Origin of the sequence: Caenispirillum bisanense (assembly GCF_900230255.1) — a bacterium.
Lineage (GTDB): Bacteria > Pseudomonadota > Alphaproteobacteria > Rhodospirillales > Rhodospirillaceae > Caenispirillum > Caenispirillum bisanense_A.
The window spans coordinates 218,824-238,688 of the sequence record NZ_OCNJ01000008.1 but is presented as its reverse complement, the minus strand read 5'-3'; the positions used below and the strand labels follow the sequence as shown (position 1 = coordinate 238,688).

The window sequence follows — 19,865 nt, the reverse complement described above, 5'->3', positions numbered from 1 at the left end:
TGGTCGCCCGCGGGCGGACAAGGGGGCGGCATGGGCCGCTGGCGTATCGGTGTGGCGTTCCGCGTCTTGGCGGCCTTGCTGATCATCGTCGGCCTGACGGTGATGCTGGGCGCTTTCGCGCTGCGGACCTTCGGCGACCTGCAAGGGCAGGTGAGCGGGCTCGCCCGCGACCGCCTGCCGGCCATCCTCGCCGCCGCCAAGCTGGACCGCCAGGCGGCGCTGCTGTCGGCGCAGGCCTCCGCGCTCGTGCTGACCGACACCAACGGCGCCCGCGAGACCGAGATGATGCGCATCCTCGACCTCGTGCGCACCCTCGACCGGCTGACCGAGGAACTGGCGGCCGGTGGCACACCGGACGACAGCGTCGCCACCATCCGGCGCCTGAAGGACGGATTCGTCGAAACGCTCGGCGAGCTGGACGCCCAGGTGGCGGAACGCCACCGCCTGCGCCGGGCGCTGGAGCAGACCACCACCCACGTGTTGCGCGCGCGCCCCGACCTGCACGACGGGGACGGCGGCGCCCTGGCGTGGCACGACGGCGCCCGCACCGCCCTGGAGGCGCTGCAGGCCAGCGCCCTCGCCCAGCATCCGGCGGTGTTCGAGCGCGAAGTGCGCAGCCTGACCGCGGCTTTGCAGTCGATCGACGCCGTGGCGGCCGACCTGCCGCCCGAACAACGCGCCGGCGCGCTCGACGTGCGCCGCACGCTCGCGTCGTGGGCGGAGGATCCCGTGTCCGGCGTGCTGCCGCTGCGCCGCCGGCTGCTGGCCCTCGACGACTCCATCCGCGGCATGCTCGGCCGCAACCGCTCGCTGGCGGACCTGCTGCGGGCCGCCTCGGCGCAATTGTTCTTCGACGGCGAACAGGCGGCGCGCGATGCCGCCAACGCCGCCGCCGACCGCTTCGACCGCTCGCAGATCACCTTCGCCGCCGTGCTGGCCGCCACCGGCGTGGTCATGCTGCTGACCTTCCTGTACCTGCGCGAAAGCGTCATCCTGCGCCTGCGGGCCCTGCAATCGGCCATGGCCGCCCACATCGCCGGCCGCAGCCACCCGGTTCCGACGGAGGGTGGCGACGAGATCGGCGACATGGGGCGCAACCTGCGCTTCTTCCTCGACGTCATCGCCGCCCGCGAGGCCGAGTTGCGGGAAAGCGAGCAGCTGTTCCGCATGCTGGCGCTGACCGCGCCCTTCCCGCTGCTCATGGCGCGGGTGTCCGACGGGCTGGTGCTCCAGCGCAACGAGCGGGCGCAAGGGCTGCTCGGGCTGGCCGAGACGGCGCACCTCCACGACTTCCTCATCGAGCCCGCCGACCGCCTGCGGCTGGCCGACGCCGGCGCCGGCACCGACCCGGTGACCGACCGCGAGGTGGCGGTGCGCACCGCCGACGGCCGCCGCGGCTGGGTGCTGCTGTCGGCCGCGCCGGCGCTGTTCAAGGGCGAGGGGGTGCTGCTGCTCGGTCTGGTCGACATCGCCGCCCGCCGCCAGGCCGAACAGGCCGTGCGCGAAAGCGAGGAGAAGTACCGCGGCCTGGTGGAGAACCTGAAGAACCACGCCGTCTTCGCCCACGACGTGGACGGCCGCTTCATCTACCTGAGCCCCTCGGCCGAGGACGTGCTCGGCCATACGCTCGACGACCTGCGGGCCGACTACACCCGCTACATGCCGCCCGACGAGCTGGAACGGTGGAAGGAACGCCAGGCCCAGCTGCACGCCGGCGTGCCCTTCACCCGCTCGTACGAATGCGCCTACATCCACGAGGACGGCAGCCGCCGCGCCATTTCCGTGGTGGAGGCGACGGTGCTGGACGAGGCGGGCCGGGTGGTCGGCGTCGAGGGCGTGGCGCACGACGTCACCGCCCAGCGCACCTACCAGGAACACCTGCGCGCCCTGGTGCGCGAGCTGGAACAGTCCAACGCCGAGCTGGAAGACTTCGCCTACGTCGCGTCCCACGACCTGCGCGAGCCGCTGCGCATGGTGACCAGCTACCTCGGCCTGCTGGAACGGCGCTACGCCAGCACCCTGCCGCCCGACGCGCGCGAGTTCATGGACTTCGCCACCGAGGGCGCGCGCCGCATGGACCGGCTGATCCTCGACCTGCTCGAATATTCCCGCGTCGGCCGCTCCGATCGTCAGGCGGCGGCGGTGCCGCTGGCCGAACCGCTGGAGACGGCCCTGCGCAACCTGTCGGTGGCGCTGGCCGAGACCGCCGCCACGGTGACGTCCGACGGCCTCCTGCCGACCGTCTTCGCCGACCCGAGCGACATGGTGCGCCTGCTGCAGAACCTCATCGGCAACGCGGTGAAGTACCGCCACCCCGACCGGCCGCCGGTCATCGTCGTCTCCGCCCGGCCCGACGGCGACCGCATCCGCGTCACCGTCAGCGACAACGGCATCGGCGTGCCGGCCGACCAGACGGAGCGCATCTTCAAGATCTTCCAGCGCCTGCACCCGCGCAGCCGCTACGAGGGCACCGGCATCGGCCTCGCCGTCTGCCGCAAGGTGGCGGAACTGCACGGCGGCCGCATCTGGGCCGAGCCCCACGCCGACGGCATCGGCACCAGCTTCCACGTCACCCTGCCGCCGGCGCAGAAGGCGGTGGTGGCGGCGGAATAGGGCAGGCGGCGCCGGCTCGTCACGACATCGAAACGACGCCGGCTTCCCGCTCACGCCGCCGACGCGGCGGCGCCGGGACCGGTGCCGGCCGGCAGGCGGCAGGTGACGGTGGTGCCCTCGCCGGGTACCGAGACCAGTTCCACCGACCCGCCATGCAGCTCCACGAAGCTCTTCACCAGCGCGAGGCCGAGGCCGTGGCCCGGCGAGCCGGGGCCGCGGGCGAAAGTGTCGAACATGAAGTCCTGGTCGGCGGGCGGGATGCCGGCGCCGGTGTCGGCCACCGTGAAGACCACGTCGGCGCCGTCGCGCTGGGCGGCCAGCGTCACGCTGCCGCCCTGGGGCGTGAAGCGCACGGCGTTGGACAACAGGTGATAGAGCACCTGCTTGACGCGCTTCTCGTCGGCGACCATCCAGCCGGTGTCGGGCGGGCAGTCGAAGTGCATGGTCACCGACTTGCGGCGCAGGCTCTCGCGCGTCAGCGCCAGCACGCTGGCGAGCGCCGCGCCGACGTCGAAGGCGTCCAGTTCCAGCGCCAGCTCGCCCGCCTCGATGGAGGCGAGGTCGGTGATGTCGTCGATGAGAGTGACCAGCGACTGCGCCGTTTCCGCCATGGCGCGGGCGTATTCCATCTGCCGGCTGTTGAGGTCGCCGTAATAGCCGTCGGCCAGGATCTCGGCGAAGCCCGACACGGTGGTGAGCGGCGTGCGCAACTCGTAGGACACGTTGGCGAGGAACTGGCTCTTCAGGCGGTCGGCGGCGGTCAGCGCCTCGGCCCGCTCGCGCAGGGCGCGCTCCACCTGGGCGCTGGCCGTCACGTCGGCGAAGGTGGCGAGCGCGCCGCCGTCGGGCAGCGGCACGGTCACCGCCTCCAGCACCGAGTCGTCGGCGCGGCGCAGGCGGGCGCGGCGGGCGGTGCGCTCGCCGGTGGCGGCGGCGGGCAGGGCGAGCACGGCGCGGAAGCGTTCGGCCTCGCCGTCGTCGGCGAACAGCGGGCGCAGGCCGTCCACCAGTTCCACCACGTGCGGCTTGGCCGCCAGATCGGTCGGCGCCACGCCCCAGATGCGGGCGAAGGCCGGGTTGGACAGGCGCAGGCGCCCGTCGTCGCCGAACACCGCCACCGCCTCGCGCAGGTGGTCCAGCGTCTCGCGGTGGACGGCGATGAGGGTGTTGTAGCTGCGTTCCAGCGCCAGGCGGTCGGTGACGTCCTCGAAGGTGCACAGCAGCCCGCCCATGGGGTGCGGCGCGATGACCCGTCGCAGGGTCGAGCCGTCGGGCAGGTGCAGCAGATCTTCCGTCGGGCCGAGCTGGCGGGCGAAGCGGGCCAGTTCCCCTTCCTTGTAGGCGGGGTAGTCGGCGACCTCGGGCAGCTGGCGGTTGGCCCGCAGTTCCTCGAGGAACTCGCCGTAGCGCGGCCCCTGCGCCAGCCATTCGGGATCGAGCCGCCACAGTTCGGCGAAAGCGACGTTGAAGAAGCGCAGGCGGGCGTCGCCGTCGAAGATGGCGATGGCGGTGGACAGGCGCTCCAGCACCTCGGCGTGGGCGGCGTCCTCGCGCGCCAGGCGCTTGGCGAGATCCTCGCGGCTGGTGACGTCGTAGGCGATGCCGGCGGTGACCAGCCGCGGCAGCTCGTGGCGGGAGCGGGCCGGCAGGTGGATGGGCATTTCCGTCACCTCCATGAGGCGGCGGTTGCCGCGCACCACGATGGGCACGGCGTCCTGGCGCATCTCGCCGGCGGCGCGGGCGGCGGCGGCGAGCGCCCGCAGGCGGCGGGCGGTGGTGGTGGAGGCCAGCTCGCGCCCTTCGGCGACGGCCTGGCCCGGTTCCTCGGCATCCACCGCCAGCTGATAGGCGCGGTTGGCGTAGATGAGCGACAGGTTCTCGTCGCGCAGCCACACCGGGCAGTCTAGGCCGTCGAGGGCGGCGCGCAGGATGTCGCGTTCCGCCCCCAGGTGGGTGGTCTCGCGGGTCAGGCCCTCGACGGCGATGGTGCCCTCGGTGACGTCGCGCATCCACACCAGGTCGGCCAGCGGCTCGCCGTCGTCGCGCACGGCGCGGATGCCGACGGCGAGGATGCGGCGGCCGGTGGCGGCATGCTCCAGTTCCAGCTCGAAGCCTTCGCCTTCCGCCCGCAGCACGGCGACGGCACCGCCCAGTTCGGCGCCGCCCTGATCGCCGAAGCCGTCGAGCACGCCGTCCCAGTCGGACCCGGTGCCGTCGAACAGGCCGAGCAGCACCGCGAGCCGCCGCGAGCACCGCCCCAACCCGCCGTCCTCGACGCCGTGGTACCACAGGTAATGGCCGTCGGGGGCGGCCCCCAGCGCCTCGCCCACCGCTTCCGCCCGCACCCGCCATTGCCGCGCCTCGTCCTCGGCGGCGCGGCGGGCGCGCATCTGCAGCAGCAACAAGGCGAGCATCAGCCCCGCCGCCGCAATGGCGGCGACGGCGGCCGTCTGCAGGCCGGGCAGGAGGTCGGGGGTCACGCGGGGGAGGTGCTTTGGTGCGGGCGGAGCGTCATCGGCCGGCGGCGCGGCGCTGCGGCCGGGCGTCCGTGACCGCGATCAGATCGGAGGCCGGACCGACGACGATAGCGCCGTCCTTCATGTAGGCGATGTCGGTACCGGCGGCGCCATGATCGGCGATGGCATCCCGCACAGCCTGCCTGACACGGACGGTCAACTGCGCGGCGAAGTCGGGGGAGGCGGGATCGAGCGCGACGTCGGTCATGGTCGGACTCCGGAACGGGTAAGCACTTGGGCGAGACGGTCGTCACAGGCCAGAAGCTCAGTGTGCATCCCGGCTCCTCGCGCGGCAAGTACGGGTTCGCTGCCGCTGTTGTCGTATATGGTCCAGCAGTCGGCGAGATCCAAGTGGCGGCGCAGGAGCCCGAGGCTCCGATCGTACCGCCGGATGGCGTCAGCCGTGGGCACGAAGTGGCCGCCACGGCTGACCCGCGAAGCAATGCGGTGCGGCGACAGGGCCGCCTCCCGCAGATAGACGTAGATCAGGCCGACACGCCAGCCCTGGCCCTTCAGATCCTGCGCCAGACGGGCGTATCTGCTGGACGACAGGGTGCTTTCGACCACGACCGGACGGCGCGCCGACAGTTCCTCCGACAACCGGTCGAGGAACAGCCTGCCCGCCTGCATCGCAGCGCGTTCCGGCTGCTGCGGATCGAGCCCGCTTGCGATGATGTCGGCATTCAGAAACTGCGCCGACGGCGCGACGGCCGAAACGACCACCGACGCGATGGTCGTCTTCCCCGCCCCGTTGGGCCCGCCGATGATCCAGAACCACGGCACCGTCTCCGCCATGCCGCCGCCTCCCCTGACGTTGCGCCGGAAAGCGTACCCCTTCAGGTTGAGTCTGGCAACGCACGCCGCCGCACATGCGAAAAGGGCGTCCGGCTGCCGCCGGACGCCCCTTTTGCTCGACCGTACCGCCGGATCAGTAGCGGTAGTGGTCCGGCTTGAACGGCCCCTGGACCGGCACGCCGATGTAGTCGGCCTGGTCCTTGCTCAGGGTCGTCAGCTTCACGCCCAGCTTGGCGAGGTGGAGCATGGCGACCTTTTCGTCCAGCGCCTTCGGCAGCACGTAGACCTGGCGGTCGTACTTGTCGGCGTGGTTCCACAGCTCGATCTGCGCCAGCACCTGGTTGGTGAAGCTGGCGGACATGACGAAGCTCGGGTGGCCGGTGGCGCAGCCCAGGTTCACCAGGCGGCCTTCGGCCAGCACGATCAGGCGCTTGCCGTCGGGGAACTCGACCTCGTCCACCTGCGGCTTCACGTTGTGCCACTTGTAATTGCGCAGGGCCGAGATCTGGATCTCGCTGTCGAAGTGGCCGATGTTGCAGACGATGGCCCGGTCCTTCATCTCGCGCATGTGGTCGAGCGTGATGACGTCCTTGTTGCCGGTGGTGGTGACGAAGATGTCACCGGCCGCCGCCGCGTCTTCCATGGTGGTGACCTGATAGCCTTCCATGGCAGCCTGCAGGGCGCAGATCGGGTCGATCTCGGTGACCAGCACGCGGGCGCCCTGGCTGCGCAGGGACTCGGCCGAGCCCTTGCCCACGTCGCCGTAGCCGCAGACCACCGCGACCTTGCCGGCGAGCATCACGTCGGTGGCGCGCTTGATGCCGTCCACCAGGCTTTCGCGGCAGCCGTAGAGGTTGTCGAACTTCGACTTGGTGACGCTGTCGTTGACGTTGATGGCCGGCACCTTGAGCGTGCCCTTCTTGGCCATCTCGTACAGGCGGTGGACGCCCGTGGTCGTCTCTTCCGAGATGCCGCGCACGTCGGCGAGCAACTCGGGGTACTTGTCGTGCATGATCTGGGTGAGGTCGCCGCCGTCGTCCAGGATCATGTTCGGGCGCCAGCCGTTGGGGCCCTCGATGGTGGCTTCGATGCACCACCAGAACTCTTCTTCCGACATGCCCTTCCAGGCGAACACCGGGATCTCGGCGGCGGCGATGGCGGCGGCGGCCTGGTCCTGGGTCGAGAAGATGTTGCACGACGACCAGCGCACTTCGGCGCCGAGCGCGGTCAGCGTCTCGATCAGCACGGCGGTCTGGATGGTCATGTGCAGGCAGCCGGCGATGCGGGCGCCCTTGAGCGGCTGGGCCGCGCCGTATTCCTCGCGCAGCGCCATCAGGCCGGGCATCTCGGTTTCGGCGATGGCGATTTCCTTGCGGCCCCAATCGGCCAGCGAGATGTCCTTGACCTTGAAATCGGTAAAGCTCATGGGGGTCCTCCAGGCTTGGGCATTGGGGAGGATATACCCTCGCGCCGGCCCGCTGGCAAGGGGGATATAAAGATATCTTTATATGGTGATGCGAATGGGGAGGGGTGGCCGGCCTTTTCCCACCGTGCGCCGTGGAGGACGGTGCCGGTGGCCGCGGCCGGAGACGCCGTGGATGGCCGGATCAAGTCCGGCCATGACAATTCGGGTTGTTTTTCAACACCTTGTCATGCGCGGGCTCGACCCGCGCATCCACGGCTCCCCGGGCGGATGCCGTGGAGGACGACGCCCCCTCCCGGAGGGAGCGCGAGGGAGGGCCTCCCCTCCCTCGCATCCTTCCTTCAGGCCAGCGCGGCGTTGTAGTCGTCGAGCAGGGCGCCGATGCGGGCGGCGTCCCATTCGCTCATGATGGCCATGGCGCGCCGCGCCGCGTCGTGCAGGCCGATCTGGCGGATGCGGTGCTTCACCCGCGGGATGTTGGTCGACGACATGGACAGCTCGCGGAACCCGAGGCCGAGGAGCAGCGGCGTCAGGCGCGGGTCGCCGGCCATCTCGCCGCAGACGGAGACCGGGATGCCGGCGCGGTGGGCGGCTTCGCAGCTGAACTGGATGAGGCGCAGCACCGCCGGATGCAGCGGGTTGTAGAGGTGTGCCACGGTGTCGTCGGAGCGGTCGATGGCCAGCGTGTACTGGGTCAGGTCGTTGGTGCCGATGGCGAAGAAGTCGGCGTGGTAGGCCAGCGCATCGGCCGCCAGCGCCGCGCCCGGCACCTCGATCATGACGCCGAGCGGCGGCAGCGGGTCGGGCAGGGGCACGCGCTTGCGGTGCAGCCGGCGCACCACCTGGTCCATGATGCGGCGGGCCTGCACCAGTTCCTCGGGCGTGCCGATCATGGGCAGCAGGATGCGCACCGGCCCGTAGGCGCCGACCCGCAGAATGGCCGCCAGCTGCGCCTCGAACAGGTCGACGTGGGCGAGGCTGAGGCGGATGGCCCGCAGCCCCAGCGCCGGGTTGGGCGAGATGCGGCCGCCGACCAGCGACCCCAGCTTGTCGCCGCCGGCATCGAGGGTGCGCACGGTGACGGGGCGGCCGTCCATGGCCTCCACCACCGGGCGCATCAGCTCCACCTGCTCGTCTTCGTCGGGCAGGTCGTCGCGGTTCATGAACAGGAACTCGCTGCGCAGGAGCCCGACGCCTTCCGCGCCGGCGGCCAGGGTGGCGTCGATCTCCGCCGGCAGTTCCATGTTGGCGTTGAGGTGGATGCGGCAGCCGTCACGGGTGACGGCCGGCACCTCGCGCAGCCGCCCCAGGCTGCGGCGCTGGCGCAGGAAGTCGGCGCGGCGCTTGCGGTAGAGGCAGAGGGTCTCCTCGTCGGGATTGAGGATCACCTGACCGGCGGTGCCGTCGATGACGATGGCGTCGCCGCTGTAGACCGCATGGGTCAGCCCCTGGACGCCGACCACCGCCGGGATGCCGAGCGAGCGCGCCATGATGGCGGTGTGGCTGTCGGCACCGCCCACTTCCGTCGCGAAGCCGCTGACGGTGTCGGGGTCGAGCAGGGCGGTGTCGGCCGGGCTCAGTTCCTCGGTGACGATGATGGTGTTGCGGCCGAGGGAGGAGAACGCCCGCACCGGCGTCTTGGTCAGGTTGCGGATGAGGCGCTGGCCGATGTCGCGGATGTCGACCATGCGGCCGGCGAGATAGCTGTCCTCCATGGCCGCGAAGGCGGTCAGCAGGTCGCCGATCTCGTGCTTCACCGCCGCCTCGGCGTTCAGGCGCTGCTCGGCGATGCGGGCGTTGACGCCGCGCACGAGGCGCGAGCCGCCCAGCATCTGCTGGTAGGCGTCGAGCAGGTAGCCGAGTTCCTCGCCCGCCGCGCCCGGCAGCTTGCCGGCCCGCCGCTTGAGCGTGCCGAGCTGGCGCGTCGCGGCCTGGACGGCGTCGGCAAAGCGCTTCTGTTCCGACTCGATGCGGCCGGGGGGGATGCGGTACTCCGGCGCGTGCAGGGCACCGGCGTCGTGGACGTGCACCGTTCCCACCGCGATGCCGGGCGCCACCCCCAGGCCTTCGAGCCGCCGGCTTGTGCGCGGCGCCCCGTCAGTCTTCATGGAACTTGTCGTCGATGAGCTGGACGATGGCCGCGACGGCCGCCTCGGCGTCGCCGCCGGCGGCGCGGATCTCGATGGTGGTGCCGGGCGAGGCGGCGAGCATCATCAGCCCCATGATGGAGCGCCCCGATACTTCCTGCCCGCGGTTCACCACGGTGATGTCGGCGGAAAACTCGGCCGCGAGCTTGACGAACTTGGCCGCGGCACGGGCATGCAGGCCGCGGCTGTTCTTTATGGTCGCCTCGCGTCGGATCATGTCTTGGACGGTCCCCATGGTCTCGGCCTCACGATTCCTGGGTCAGCAGCTTGGAGGCCACGTTGATGTACTTGCGCCCGGCTTCCTGGGCGGCCGCCACGGCGTCGGCGAGATCCTTGGTGCCGCGCACCGAGGCCAGCTTGATGAGCATGGGCAGGTTGACGCCGGCGATCACTTCCACCTTCGCCTTGTCCATGATGGAGATGGCGAGGTTGGAGGGCGTGCCGCCGAACATGTCCGTCAGCACCACGACGCCGGCCCCCGTGTCGGTGCGGGAGACGCACTCGAGGATGTCGGAGCGGCGCTGCTCCATGTCGTCTTCGGGGCCGATGCAGACCGTGGCGATCTGCTCCTGCGGACCGACCACGTGTTCCAGGGCCGCCACCATCTCGTCGGCGAGCCGGCCGTGGGTTACGAGTACCATACCGATCATAGGGTTTCCCTCTTCTCCCACCCCTCGGGCAAGGCCTGGGGATCGACGTCGCGGTGACGGACGATGACGCGCAAGCCCCGCTCGCGCAGCCACCGCGCCAGCCGGTCGGCGGTGAAGACCGAGCGGTGTTTGCCGCCGGTGCAGCCGATGGCGATGGTCAGATAACTCTTCCCCTCGGCCTCGTAGCGCGGCAGCAGCGGGTCCAGAAGGGTGGTGAGGTTGCCGTAGAAGGCGCCCCAGTCGGGGTCGCCCTCCACATAGGCCGCAACCCGCGCATCCAGCCCCGTGAACGGCTTCAGGTCGGGGACGTAGTGCGGGTTGGTCAGAAAACGAACGTCGAACACCAGGTCGGCGTCGCGCGGCAGGCCTTCGCGGAAGCCGAAGCTGGTGACGCAGACCGTCAGGCCGGGGGAAACGCCGAGGGCGAAGAGGTTCTCGAGGTCGGCGCGCAGTTCCCGCGGCGGGCGGCGGGTGGTGTCCATGACCACGTCGGCGGCGTCGCGCAGGGGCTTCAGCATCTGCCGCTCGATCTGGATGCCGTCGAGCAGCGGCAGGTCCACCGCCAGCGGGTGGCGGCGGCGGGTTTCGGTGAAGCGCCGCATGAGCACTTCGGTGTCGCTGTCGAGGAACAGCAGGCGGGCGTCGAGGTCGTTTTCGGCACGCAGGGCGGCCATGATGCGCTTGAGCGCGGCGACGTCGAAATCGCGGGTGCGGATGTCGATGCCGAGCGCGAGCGGCCGGCGGATGCCGCCGCCGGCGTGCAGCAGGCCGTCGAGCAGGGCCAGCGGCAGGTTGTCCACCGCCTCCCATCCCATGTCCTCCAGCGCCTTCAGCGCCGTGGTCTTGCCGGCGCCCGACAGCCCGGTGACGACGACCACGCGCCCCGCTCCGCCGACGGCGAGCGGCGCTTGGTGGTCTTGGGCCGCTGCGGGCGGCGCGGTGTCTCGCTCGACGGTCATGGTGCGGGAAGTATATCCCCCACAGCGAGCCCGACCGCAAGCCGAACCTTGGCCGGCGCGCTCGCCGCGAAGGGGTCGAGGCGGACCAGCGGAACGACTTGATCGGGCAGCAGAGTCACGGCGGCGGGGGCGGGCAGGCGCTCCACCGTGTCCGACGGCACGAGATCGATGCACAGGCGCACCCGCGCGCCCTCCGCCTGCACCCGCTCGACCGGCAGGCGCAGCACGCCGAGGCCGCGCACCTCCAGCAGGCCGGCGATGGTGACGGGGGCGGCGGCCCACAGGGCGCCGTCGCGCAGGCTCAGGTCGGTATAGTCGTCGGCCACCAGCCGCACGTCGCCGCGGGCGTCGTCGAGCAGGCGCAGGGCGAGATCGGACTTGCCGCTTCCCGACTCGCCGCGCAGCAGGACACCGTGGCCGGACAGCGCCACCGTGGTGGCGTGGATGGTGGTGGTCATGGAGGAAGGGTGGGCGCGCCCGCGGCCGGTGTCAATGCACGGCGGCGGATGGGGGCCATTTCCCCGCCCGCTTCCCTCCACCGCCCGCCGCTGCTAGCCTGCGGCCCTTCGCCCCGCCGCCGAGAGCCGCCGCCGCCCATGGACGTTCTGCAGACCCTGTTCTCCGTCATCGCGCCGGTGTTCCTCATCGCGCTCATCGGCTGGCTGTGGGGGCGCAGCGGCAAGACCTTCGACACGCCCATGGTGACGCTGCTCGTCATCAACATCGGCGTGCCGTGCCTGATCGTGAACGTGCTGCTGAAGGCCGACCTGACCGGCGAGGCGCTGACCGAGATGGCGGGCGCGGCCTTCATCGCCCTGTCGGTGAACGCGCTGGTGGCCTTCGGCTTCCTCAAGGTGATGGGGTGGTCCTATCGCGCCTACCTGCCGGGCCTGGTGTTCGGCAACACGGGCAACATGGGCCTGCCGCTCTGCCTGTTCGCCTTCGGCGAGGAAGGGCTGGCGCTCGCCATCGGGTACTTCGTGGTCTTCGCGGTGATGCAGTTCACCCTGGGCATGGGCGTCGCCTCGGGCCGCTTTTCGGTGCGCGAGATCGTGCGCAATCCGGTGGTCATTTCCGTCGTAGTCGCGCTGGCGCTCATGATGGGCGGGGTCACGCTGCCCAAGTGGGTCGACAACACGGTCACCCTGCTGGCCGGCATGACCATCCCGCTCATGCTGCTGACGCTCGGCGTTTCGCTCGGCCGGCTGCAGGTGGCGACGCTCGGCCGCAGCGCCGTGCTGGCGGTGTTCCGCCTCGCCGTCGGCTTCGTCATCGGCTGGGGCACGGCCGAGGCGCTGGGCATGGAAGGGGCGGCGCGCGGCGTCGTGATCCTGGAGAGCACCATGCCGGTGGCGGTGTTCAACTACCTCTTCGCCGTGCGCTACCACTCGGCGCCGGAGCAGGTGGCGGGCATGGTGGTGATCTCCACGGCGCTGTCCTTCGCCACGCTGCCGCTGCTGCTGCTGGTGGTGCTGTAGGGGGGCCTTCTGCCCCTCGCCAACCTCCATTCCCCCTCCTTGTCATGCGCGGACTTGATCCGCGCATCCACGGCGTCCCCGGCATCGGCCGCCTATGCACGGCCCTCTCGCTGGGGCGGCGGGGAAGCGGCCGACGATCGTGGCGCCGTGGATGGCCGGATCAAGTCCGGCCATGACAATGATGGGAGAGGGGAAGGGCGAAAGGGCCCGCCCCCACCCCCTACTCGTTGCGCAGCAGCGGTGCCGCCTTCACCCCCAGCGCCCGCCACGTGCCCGCGAAGCCCGCCGCCAGCGTGATGGCGACGCACAGCACCACCGTGCCGCCCGCCATGCCGGGCAACCAGGCCCAGGTGGCGCCGCGCATGACGAAGGTCAGCACCGCCCAGCCCACCACCGAGCCGATGGCGACGGCGATGACGCCGGTGGCGGCGCCCAGGATGCCGTATTCCACCAGGAAGGCGCGCAGCACGTCGCGCCGGGTCGCCCCCAGCACCTTCAGCACCACGGCGTCGTAGACGCGGCGGCGATGGCCGGCGGCGATGGCGCCCGCCAGCACCAGGGCACCGGCGGCCAGCGTCACGGCGGCGACGGCGCGCACGGCGTTGCCGGCCGCCTCCATCACCGTGTTGACGGCGGCCAGCGCCTGATCGACGCGGATGCCCGACACGTTGGGCAGTTCGGCCGAGATGGCCTTCTCCAGCCCATTGGCGGCGTCGCCGCGAGCATCGACGGTGGCGATCCACGAGCGCGGCGCGCCGGCCAGCGTGTTCTCCGACAGGATGAAGCTGAAGTTCATCTCCAGCGTGCCCCAGTCGACTTCGCGCAGGTTGGCGATGGTGCCGGTGATCTCGCGCCCCAGCACGTTGATGGTCACCGTGTCGCCGACGCCGATGTGCAGCCCCTCGGCGATGTTGCGCGCCAGGCTGAGCAGTGGCGGGCCGTCGTAGCCCTCGGGCCACCACTCCCCGGCCACCACGGTGGCATTGGCGGGCGGCCGGTCGGCGCTGGTCAGGCCGCGGTCGCCGCGCACGGCCCAGCGCACCTCGGGGTCGACGGTGGCCTCGTTCACCGGCTCGCCGTTCAGGCGCACGATGTTGCCGCGGATCATGTCGGCGGTCTGCAGCACGCGGGCGCCGGGCACGCTCTCCACCACGCGGCGGAAGGGCTCCATCTGGTCGCGCTGGATGTCGATGAAGAAGAACGACGGTGCCTCGTCGGGCAGGCTTTCATTGATCTGGCGCGACAGGTTGCCCTCGATCTGCGCCACCGCCACCAGCACCGTCAGGCCGAGGCCGAGCGACAGCACCACCGAGGCGGTCGGCGCCCCCGGCCGGTGCAGGTTGGCGAGCGCGAGGCGCAGCCCCGGCCGCCCGCGGGCGCCCGACGCCTGGCTGCGGGCCAGCGCCTGGACGCCGGCCGCCGCGGCACGGAACAGGCCGAGGGTCGCCAGCGAGCCCACCACGAACCACGCCGCCAGCCCCGGATTCTCGGCCGTCACCACGGTCAGCGCCGCCAGCAGCCCGGCCAGCACCACCAGCGCCGCCAGATCCGCCCCGTGCGGCCGGCCGCGCGGCACGGCGACGACGCTGCGGAACAGGGCGGCGGCGGGCACCCGGCGGGCGCGGCTCAGCGGCCACAAGGCGAAGACCAGCGCCGTCAGGATGCCGAACCCGGCCGCCTGCAGCAGCGGCCCGGCATAGAGCCCGGTGCGCGCCTCCACCGGCAGCAGGCCGCTCAGGAAGCCGGCCGCCACGAAGGGCACCGCGGCGCCCAACGCCAGCCCGAGCGCGATGCCGAGGGCGGCGATCAGGCTGATCTGGATGAGGTAGATGTGGAAGATGCGCTCGGCACTCGCCCCCAGGCACTTGAGCGTCGCGATGGTCTGGATGCGGGTGTCGAGGAAGGCCTTCACGGCATTCGCCACGCCGATGCCGCCCACCAGCAGGGCGGTGAGGCCGACCAGGGTGAGGAACAGGGTGATGTTGCCGAGGAAGCGCTCCAGCCCCGGCGCGGCGCGATCAAGGCCGCGGATCTGCCAGCCGGTATCGGGGAAGCGTTGCAGCAGCTCGGCCCGCAGGGCGTCGGGGCGGTCGGTGGCGATGCGCGTCTCGTATTCCACCAGGGCGCCCGGCTGCACGAGGCCGGAGGCCTGCAAGGCCTCGACGCCCATCATGACGCGCGGACCGAAGGCGAAGACGGTGTTGGCGCGGTCGGGCTCGCGGGCGACGGTGGCGCGGATCGCATAGTCGGTGTCGCCGATGCGCAAGGTGTCGCCGATGGCGAGGTCGAGGCGCACCAGCAGGGCGGCATCGACGGCGACGCCGTGGCGCCCGTCGCGCTCGGCCAGGGCTTCGGCCAGCGGCTGGAAGGGGTCCAGCTCCACCGCGCCGTAGAGCGGATAGACGTCGTCCACCGCCTTGATCTGCACCAGGGTGCCGTCATCGGCGCTGCGGCCCATGGCGCGCATTTCGACCGTGCGCGAGACGCGGCCGTAGCGCTCCATCAGGGCGAACTGCTCGTCGGTCGGCGGGCGGTAGTTCAGCTCGATCTCGATGTCGCCGCCGAGCAGCACGCGGGCGTCTTCCGCCAGGCCCGTGGTCACCGCCCGGTTCATGGAGCCGGCGGCGGCGATGGCGGCCACGCCGAGCGCCAAGCAGGCGAGGAAGATGCGGAAGCCCTTCAGCCCGCCGCGCAGCTCGCGCAGCGCGAAGCGCCAGGCGACCGGCAGGCCGGTGAAGCGACGCGGGCTCAGCATGCCGTCGGCCATGGGGTCAGGCCTCCTGTTTGCGGCGGGTGAGGAAGGCGCCGAACTGGAAGGCGTGCCAGAAATCCATGGACGGCTCGAACCCCGCTTCGTCGAACAGCGCCTCCATGCGCGCCCGCGGCACGAAGTGGACGCTGCGGCGCACGTGCTGGAGGCCGCGTTCCACCATCTCGGGGTCGATGCCGTTGCTCACCTGCCAGCCGGCCCAGGCGCGCAGGATGCGCTGCCAGCGCTCGCTCGCCGGGTCCTCGTGCATGTCGGCGAGCACCAGCGGCGCCCCCGGCTTGAGGCGGGCGGCGATGCTCTTCAGCAGGGCGAGCTTGCTGCCGTCGTCGGGCAGGAAATGCATGACCAGCAGGCAGGTGGCGGCGTCGAAGCCGCTTTCCGCCGCCGGCAGGTCGTCGGTGATGCAGGCGTGCAGGGTCGTGCGCGCTTCCACCGGCTGGCCGGCGAGGCGGTCGCGCGCCACCGCCAGCATGTCGGACGCCGGGTCGCAGGCCGTGAAGCGCCATTGCGGGCCCATGGTACCGAGCGCCAGCAGCTCGCTGCCCGTGCCGGCACCGACCACCAGGATGCGGCCGTCGTCGGGGATGGCGTCGCGCAGCAGCACGCCGGTCATGGAGTGCAGGGCGTCGTAGCCGGGAATGACGCGGCGGACGGTGTCGTCGTAGCGGCGCGCGTGGTCGGCCTTGTAAGCGTTGCCGGGGACGCCTTTTTCGGCGGCGAGGGTGTCGGTGGTCATGCGGCGCGGGCCTCGCTGATGCGGCCGTCGCGCAGCGACACGACACGGTCGCACCGCCCGGCGAGGCGCGGGTCGTGGGTGATGAGAAGAAGCGTTGCGCCGTGGCGCTTGGCCATGTCGAACAGCAGGTCCATGACGTGGGCGCCGGTTTCCTGGTCCAGGTTGCCGGTCGGCTCGTCGGCCAGCAGCACCCGCGGCCGCACCACGAAGGCGCGTGCCAGCGCCACGCGCTGCTGCTCGCCGCCCGACAGCTGGCCGGGGTAGTGGTCGAGCCGGTGGCCGAGGCCGACGGACTCGAGCTGCTCGGCGGCGCGCTCGAAGGCGTCCTTGCGGCCGGCGAATTCCAGCGGCACGGCCACGTTCTCCAGCGCCGTCATGGTCGGCACCAGGTGGAAGCCCTGGAAGACGATGCCGAGCGTGTCGCGGCGGAACAGCGCCAGCTTGTCCTCGCCGAGCGCCGTCAGGTCGTGGCCGGCGACGCCGACATGGCCCGAGGTGGCGCGTTCCAGGCCGGCGATCACCATCATCATGGTGGACTTGCCGCTGCCCGACGGCCCCACCACGCCCACCGCCTCGCCGGGGTGAACGGTGAGGTCGAGCCCGCGCAGGATGTTGACCGGGCCGGCCGGCCCCTCCAAGGTCACGTGAACCGACCGCATATCGATGGTCGGGGCGTTGGACGATACGGGGGCGGGGGACGATGCCGTTGCCGACGCCGAAGCCATCGACGAAGCCGGAGATGTTCTTGTCATGCGATTTCCACTGCTGCGAGCCCTCTGCACATTTGGCCTCGTGTTCTCCCTTGTCAACGCCGGGAGCGGCGGGGCCGCCGCGGCGGCGGGCGAGCCCGTGACCATCCTGGCGCTGGGCGACAGCCTCACCGCCGGCTACGACCTGCCGCCCGACGACGCCTTCCCTGTACGGCTGGAGAAGACCCTGCGGACCAGGGGTCACGACGTGCGGCTGGTCAACGCCGGTGTTTCCGGCGACACCACGGCCGGCGGCCTCGCCCGCCTGGAGTGGCTGCTGTCGGGCGAGACGCCCGACGCCGTCATCGTCGAGCTGGGCGCCAACGACGCCCTGCGCGGCCTGCCGCCGGCCAAGGCGGAGGAGAACCTGGCCGCCATCCTGAAGATCCTGCAGGACCGCGGCATCCCCGTGCTGCTCGCCGGCATGATGGCGCCGCGCAACCTGGGGCCCGAATACGTCGCCGCCTTCGACGGCCTCTACCCGCGCCTCGCCGAGCGGTTCGACGTGCCGCTCTACCCATTCTTCCTCGAAGGGGTGGCCTTGCAGGACCGCTATCTGTTATCCGACGGGTTGCACCCCAACGCCGACGGGGTGCAGGTGATCGTCGACAACATCCTGCCGCACGTCGAAGCCCTGATCGAACGGGCACGCCGCGCCGGCGGGTGAACCGGGGACGTCATGACGGCGGAGAGGTTTCTGCACGCGCTCGGCCGCGGGTCCGACTGGCGGGCCTGCGTCGCCGCCTGCCTGTCCCGCCTGCGGGCGGAACCGGGGGAGGCGCTCGGCTTCGTCTACGTCACCCGGGCGCTGGCCCGCGACCTGGGGGCCGTCCTCACCGCCCTGCGCGAGGGCACCGGCGTGGAGCACTGGGTGGGCGCCGTCGGCTCAGGCGTCATCGCGACGGGTTGGGAAGAGCACGAAGCGCCGGCCGTGTCGGTGATGATCGCGCCGCTGCCGGCGGAGGACTGGCGGCTGCTCGCCACTCTCATGCGCAACGGCGACGGCCCGGACGAGGACGTCATGGACTGGGTCGGGCCGGTCGCGCCGGTGCTCGGCCTCGTCCACGGCGACCCCGACAACGGCGCGCTGCCCTTCGTCATCCACGATCTGGTGGACCAGACCGAGGGCTTCCTGGTGGGCGGCGTGACGGCGGCGGTGGCCGACGCCTCGGTGCCGCTGCAGGTGGCCGGGCTGCCGACCCGCGGCGGCCTGTCGGGCGTGCTGTTCAGCGGTCACCTGCCGGCGCTGGTGGGGGTGACGCAGGGATGCCGTCCCATCGGCGGCTGGCACACGGTGACCGGGACGGCGCGCATGGCGGTGGCCGGCCTCGACGACCGCCTGCCGCTCGACGTCCTGCGCGAGGAGACCGGCGCCCGCAGCCGCGCCGAACTGGAGGCGCTGGCCGGCGTCGTCGGGGTCGGGGTGCCGCTGGCCGGGTCCGACCGCGGCGACTTCGAGGTGCTGCCGCTGGTCGCCATCGACCCGAAGAACGGCTGGATCGCCACCGGCTGCGGGCTCGAGCCCGGGCAGCGTCTGCGCTTCGTGCGGCGCGATGCCGGCACGGTCGAAGACGACATGCGCGCCATGCTGCGCCGCCTGAAGGCGCGCCTCGGCAACCGCACGCCGCGGGGCGGCGTCTACGTCGGCTGCCTCGCCCGCGGGCCGCGCGTCTTCGGCGGCACCGCCCGCGAAGCCCGCCTCATCGCCGAGGAACTGGGCGAGTTTCCCCTCACCGGCTTTTTCGGCAGCGGCGAAATCAGCCATAATCGCCTCTATTCCCACGCGGGCGTCCTGACCCTGTTCCTGTGATCCGAAAGGACCGACGCCATGATCCGCCTCTTCGTCGGCCTCGACCTGCCGGCCGACCTGCGCGACGCGCTGGACCTGCTGACCGGCGGCATCCCAGGCGCCCATTGGCGGCCGGCGGAGAACTACCACGTCACCCTGCGCTTCATCGGCGAGGTGGACGAGGACCGCTGTGAGGACATCCACGACGCCCTCGCCGAGGTGCGGGCGCCGGCCTTCGACCTCTGCGTCGCCGGCATCGGCGCCTTCGACAACGGCCAGCGCGCCCATACCCTGTGGGCCGGCGTGCCCAAGGACCCGCCGCTCGTTCACCTGCGCGACAAGGTGGAGCGTGCCGTGGTCAGCACCGGCCTGCCGCCCGAGCGCCGCAAGTTCGCGCCGCACGTCACCCTGGCGAGCGTCAAGCAGGCGCCGGTGCACAAGGTCCAGGACTTCATCGCCCACCACAATCTGTTCCGGTCGGAGCCCTTCCGCGTCGACCGCTTCACCCTGTTTTCCAGCGACCTCGGCCGCGGCGGCCCCACCTACACGGCCGAAGCCGACTATCCGCTGACGGAGGCGGGGTGACCGCCGACACCTCCACCGCCCGCCCGGCGCTCTGCCACGTCTTCGTCTTCGGCGACCCCGACCCGACGCCGCCGGCGGGGCTGGCGGAGAGCTTCCGGCGCGAGCACCCGGGGCAGGGCACCGCCAACGCCTGCTTCTGCTTCGACGACAGCTACCTGGAACTGCTGTGGGTGACCGATGCCGCCGCCCTGACGGCGCCCGCCATCGCGCCGGCCGGCCTGGCGGCACGCGCGGCGTGGCGGGAAACCGGCGCCTGCCCCTTCGGCATCGCCCTGCGCGGCGACCTGCCCGTGCCGGGGTGGGAGTGGACGCCGCCCTACCTGCCCCCGGGCCTGTCCATCACCGTCGCCGACCTGAGCGCCGACCCGCGCCAGCCTTTCGTCTTCCGCTCGCCCGGTGCGGCCCGGCCGGACGCCTGGACCGACGGCCGCGCCGGCGCCCGCCAGACGGCGGCAGGGCTGACCGAAGTGATCGGCCTCGGGCTCGCCTTGCCTGCGGGGGTCGTTCCGCACCCGGATCTTCTCGCCCTGGCGGGTGCGGGGCTGCTGACCGTGGAGACGGATGCGCCGGCGTGGCGCCTCACGCTGACCGTCGCCCGCGCCGACGGCGGTGCGCCGCTCCGTATCGACCTGCCGGAGCCCTGACCGGGGGGTGC

The 19,865-nt window shown here is 71.8% G+C and carries 18 protein-coding genes; 6 read left to right on the top strand and 12 right to left on the bottom strand.

Annotated features, from left to right (window positions below):
- Positions 1–30: 30 nt before the first annotated feature.
- On the top strand, positions 31–2,613 hold the full coding sequence (locus CRP50_RS18125; RefSeq protein ID WP_097280595.1) for an ATP-binding protein: 2,583 nt from the start codon (positions 31–33) through the stop codon (positions 2,611–2,613).
- A gap of 50 nt (positions 2,614–2,663) precedes the next feature.
- Here the strand turns inward: CRP50_RS18125 and CRP50_RS18120 are convergent, their stop codons facing one another.
- From CRP50_RS18120 to CRP50_RS18080, 9 genes are all read right to left on the bottom strand, one after another.
- Positions 2,664–5,093: a sensor histidine kinase gene (locus CRP50_RS18120; protein ID WP_097280594.1), complete on the bottom strand. Its 2,430-nt coding sequence runs from the start codon at positions 5,091–5,093 to the stop codon at positions 2,664–2,666.
- A gap of 31 nt (positions 5,094–5,124) precedes the next feature.
- Positions 5,125–5,337, bottom strand: coding sequence for a hypothetical protein (locus CRP50_RS18115; RefSeq protein ID WP_097280593.1), 213 nt, complete (start codon positions 5,335–5,337; stop codon positions 5,125–5,127).
- The gene (locus tag CRP50_RS18110) at positions 5,334–5,924 is read right to left on the bottom strand and encodes a zeta toxin family protein (protein WP_097280592.1); all 591 of its coding nucleotides are present in this window, start codon (positions 5,922–5,924) and stop codon (positions 5,334–5,336) included. Before CRP50_RS18110 ends, CRP50_RS18115 begins: the two co-directional genes overlap by 4 nt.
- Positions 5,925–6,057: 133 nt before the next feature.
- Complete coding sequence (ahcY, locus tag CRP50_RS18105) at positions 6,058–7,350, bottom strand: adenosylhomocysteinase (RefSeq protein ID WP_097280591.1); 1,293 nt, start codon at positions 7,348–7,350, stop codon at positions 6,058–6,060.
- A 338-nt stretch (positions 7,351–7,688) separates the two neighbouring features.
- The gene (gene ptsP, locus CRP50_RS18100; RefSeq protein WP_097280590.1) at positions 7,689–9,455 is read right to left on the bottom strand and encodes a phosphoenolpyruvate--protein phosphotransferase; all 1,767 of its coding nucleotides are present in this window, start codon (positions 9,453–9,455) and stop codon (positions 7,689–7,691) included.
- Complete coding sequence (locus tag CRP50_RS18095) at positions 9,445–9,711, bottom strand: HPr family phosphocarrier protein (protein ID WP_245913522.1); 267 nt, start codon at positions 9,709–9,711, stop codon at positions 9,445–9,447. Before CRP50_RS18095 ends, ptsP begins: the two co-directional genes overlap by 11 nt.
- A gap of 28 nt (positions 9,712–9,739) precedes the next feature.
- Positions 9,740–10,144: a PTS sugar transporter subunit IIA gene (locus CRP50_RS18090; protein WP_097280588.1), complete on the bottom strand. Its 405-nt coding sequence runs from the start codon at positions 10,142–10,144 to the stop codon at positions 9,740–9,742.
- Positions 10,141–11,103: an RNase adapter RapZ gene (gene rapZ / locus CRP50_RS18085; RefSeq protein ID WP_097280587.1), complete on the bottom strand. Its 963-nt coding sequence runs from the start codon at positions 11,101–11,103 to the stop codon at positions 10,141–10,143. The genes CRP50_RS18090 and rapZ overlap by 4 nt, the downstream gene beginning before the upstream one ends.
- Positions 11,100–11,561 (bottom strand): HPr kinase/phosphorylase, encoded by a 462-nt coding sequence (locus tag CRP50_RS18080; RefSeq protein ID WP_097280586.1) that lies wholly within the window; start codon positions 11,559–11,561, stop codon positions 11,100–11,102. Before CRP50_RS18080 ends, rapZ begins: the two co-directional genes overlap by 4 nt.
- A gap of 138 nt (positions 11,562–11,699) precedes the next feature.
- Between CRP50_RS18080 and CRP50_RS18075 the strand changes: the two genes are divergently transcribed.
- Entirely contained in the window at positions 11,700–12,581 is an 882-nt protein-coding gene (locus CRP50_RS18075) for an AEC family transporter (protein ID WP_097280585.1), read from the top strand.
- 220 nt (positions 12,582–12,801) lie between these two features.
- On the opposite strand, the gene CRP50_RS18070 is transcribed toward CRP50_RS18075, so the two are convergent.
- The 3 genes from CRP50_RS18070 to CRP50_RS18060 are packed head-to-tail and all read right to left on the bottom strand — an operon-like array spanning position 12,802 to position 16,731.
- Positions 12,802–15,348 carry an ABC transporter permease gene (locus CRP50_RS18070; protein WP_245913521.1) on the bottom strand — a complete coding sequence of 849 codons (2,547 nt, stop codon included), beginning with the start codon at positions 15,346–15,348 and terminating at the stop codon, positions 12,802–12,804.
- A 4-nt stretch (positions 15,349–15,352) separates the two neighbouring features.
- Positions 15,353–16,087 (bottom strand): class I SAM-dependent methyltransferase, encoded by a 735-nt coding sequence (locus tag CRP50_RS18065; RefSeq protein WP_097280584.1) that lies wholly within the window; start codon positions 16,085–16,087, stop codon positions 15,353–15,355.
- A complete protein-coding gene (locus CRP50_RS18060) occupies positions 16,084–16,731 on the bottom strand; it encodes an ABC transporter ATP-binding protein (protein ID WP_245913520.1) in 648 nt (215 codons plus the stop codon). Before CRP50_RS18060 ends, CRP50_RS18065 begins: the two co-directional genes overlap by 4 nt.
- A 205-nt stretch (positions 16,732–16,936) precedes the next feature.
- Here CRP50_RS18060 and CRP50_RS18055 point away from each other — a divergent pair, with 205 nt between their 5' ends.
- From CRP50_RS18055 to CRP50_RS18040, 4 genes are read left to right on the top strand one after another with little or no spacing between them, the layout of a single operon-like run.
- A complete protein-coding gene (locus CRP50_RS18055; RefSeq protein ID WP_245913519.1) occupies positions 16,937–17,503 on the top strand; it encodes an arylesterase in 567 nt (188 codons plus the stop codon).
- Between the two features lie 12 nt (positions 17,504–17,515).
- A complete protein-coding gene (locus CRP50_RS18050) occupies positions 17,516–18,646 on the top strand; it encodes an FIST N-terminal domain-containing protein (protein WP_097280581.1) in 1,131 nt (376 codons plus the stop codon).
- A gap of 18 nt (positions 18,647–18,664) precedes the next feature.
- On the top strand, positions 18,665–19,210 hold the full coding sequence (gene thpR / locus CRP50_RS18045; protein WP_097280580.1) for an RNA 2',3'-cyclic phosphodiesterase: 546 nt from the start codon (positions 18,665–18,667) through the stop codon (positions 19,208–19,210).
- The gene (locus tag CRP50_RS18040) at positions 19,207–19,854 is read left to right on the top strand and encodes a VOC family protein (protein WP_097280579.1); all 648 of its coding nucleotides are present in this window, start codon (positions 19,207–19,209) and stop codon (positions 19,852–19,854) included. The genes thpR and CRP50_RS18040 overlap by 4 nt, the downstream gene beginning before the upstream one ends.
- The last annotated feature ends 11 nt before the right edge of the window (positions 19,855–19,865 follow it).

Coding starts and splice junctions, on each gene's coding strand:
- CRP50_RS18125 (WP_097280595.1), top strand. CDS start 31: ATGGGCCGCTGGCGTATCGGTGTGGCGTTCCGCGTCTTGGCGGCCTTG.
- CRP50_RS18115 (WP_097280593.1), bottom strand. CDS start 5,337: ATGACCGACGTCGCGCTCGATCCCGCCTCCCCCGACTTCGCCGCGCAG.
- CRP50_RS18110 (WP_097280592.1), bottom strand. CDS start 5,924: ATGGCGGAGACGGTGCCGTGGTTCTGGATCATCGGCGGGCCCAACGGG.
- ahcY (WP_097280591.1), bottom strand. CDS start 7,350: ATGAGCTTTACCGATTTCAAGGTCAAGGACATCTCGCTGGCCGATTGG.
- ptsP (WP_097280590.1), bottom strand. CDS start 9,455: ATGAAGACTGACGGGGCGCCGCGCACAAGCCGGCGGCTCGAAGGCCTG.
- CRP50_RS18095 (WP_245913522.1), bottom strand. CDS start 9,711: ATGATCCGACGCGAGGCGACCATAAAGAACAGCCGCGGCCTGCATGCC.
- CRP50_RS18090 (WP_097280588.1), bottom strand. CDS start 10,144: ATGATCGGTATGGTACTCGTAACCCACGGCCGGCTCGCCGACGAGATG.
- rapZ (WP_097280587.1), bottom strand. CDS start 11,103: ATGACCGTCGAGCGAGACACCGCGCCGCCCGCAGCGGCCCAAGACCAC.
- CRP50_RS18080 (WP_097280586.1), bottom strand. CDS start 11,561: ATGACCACCACCATCCACGCCACCACGGTGGCGCTGTCCGGCCACGGT.
- CRP50_RS18075 (WP_097280585.1), top strand. CDS start 11,700: ATGGACGTTCTGCAGACCCTGTTCTCCGTCATCGCGCCGGTGTTCCTC.
- CRP50_RS18070 (WP_245913521.1), bottom strand. CDS start 15,348: ATGGCCGACGGCATGCTGAGCCCGCGTCGCTTCACCGGCCTGCCGGTC.
- CRP50_RS18065 (WP_097280584.1), bottom strand. CDS start 16,087: ATGACCACCGACACCCTCGCCGCCGAAAAAGGCGTCCCCGGCAACGCT.
- CRP50_RS18050 (WP_097280581.1), top strand. CDS start 17,516: ATGACGGCGGAGAGGTTTCTGCACGCGCTCGGCCGCGGGTCCGACTGG.
- thpR (WP_097280580.1), top strand. CDS start 18,665: ATGATCCGCCTCTTCGTCGGCCTCGACCTGCCGGCCGACCTGCGCGAC.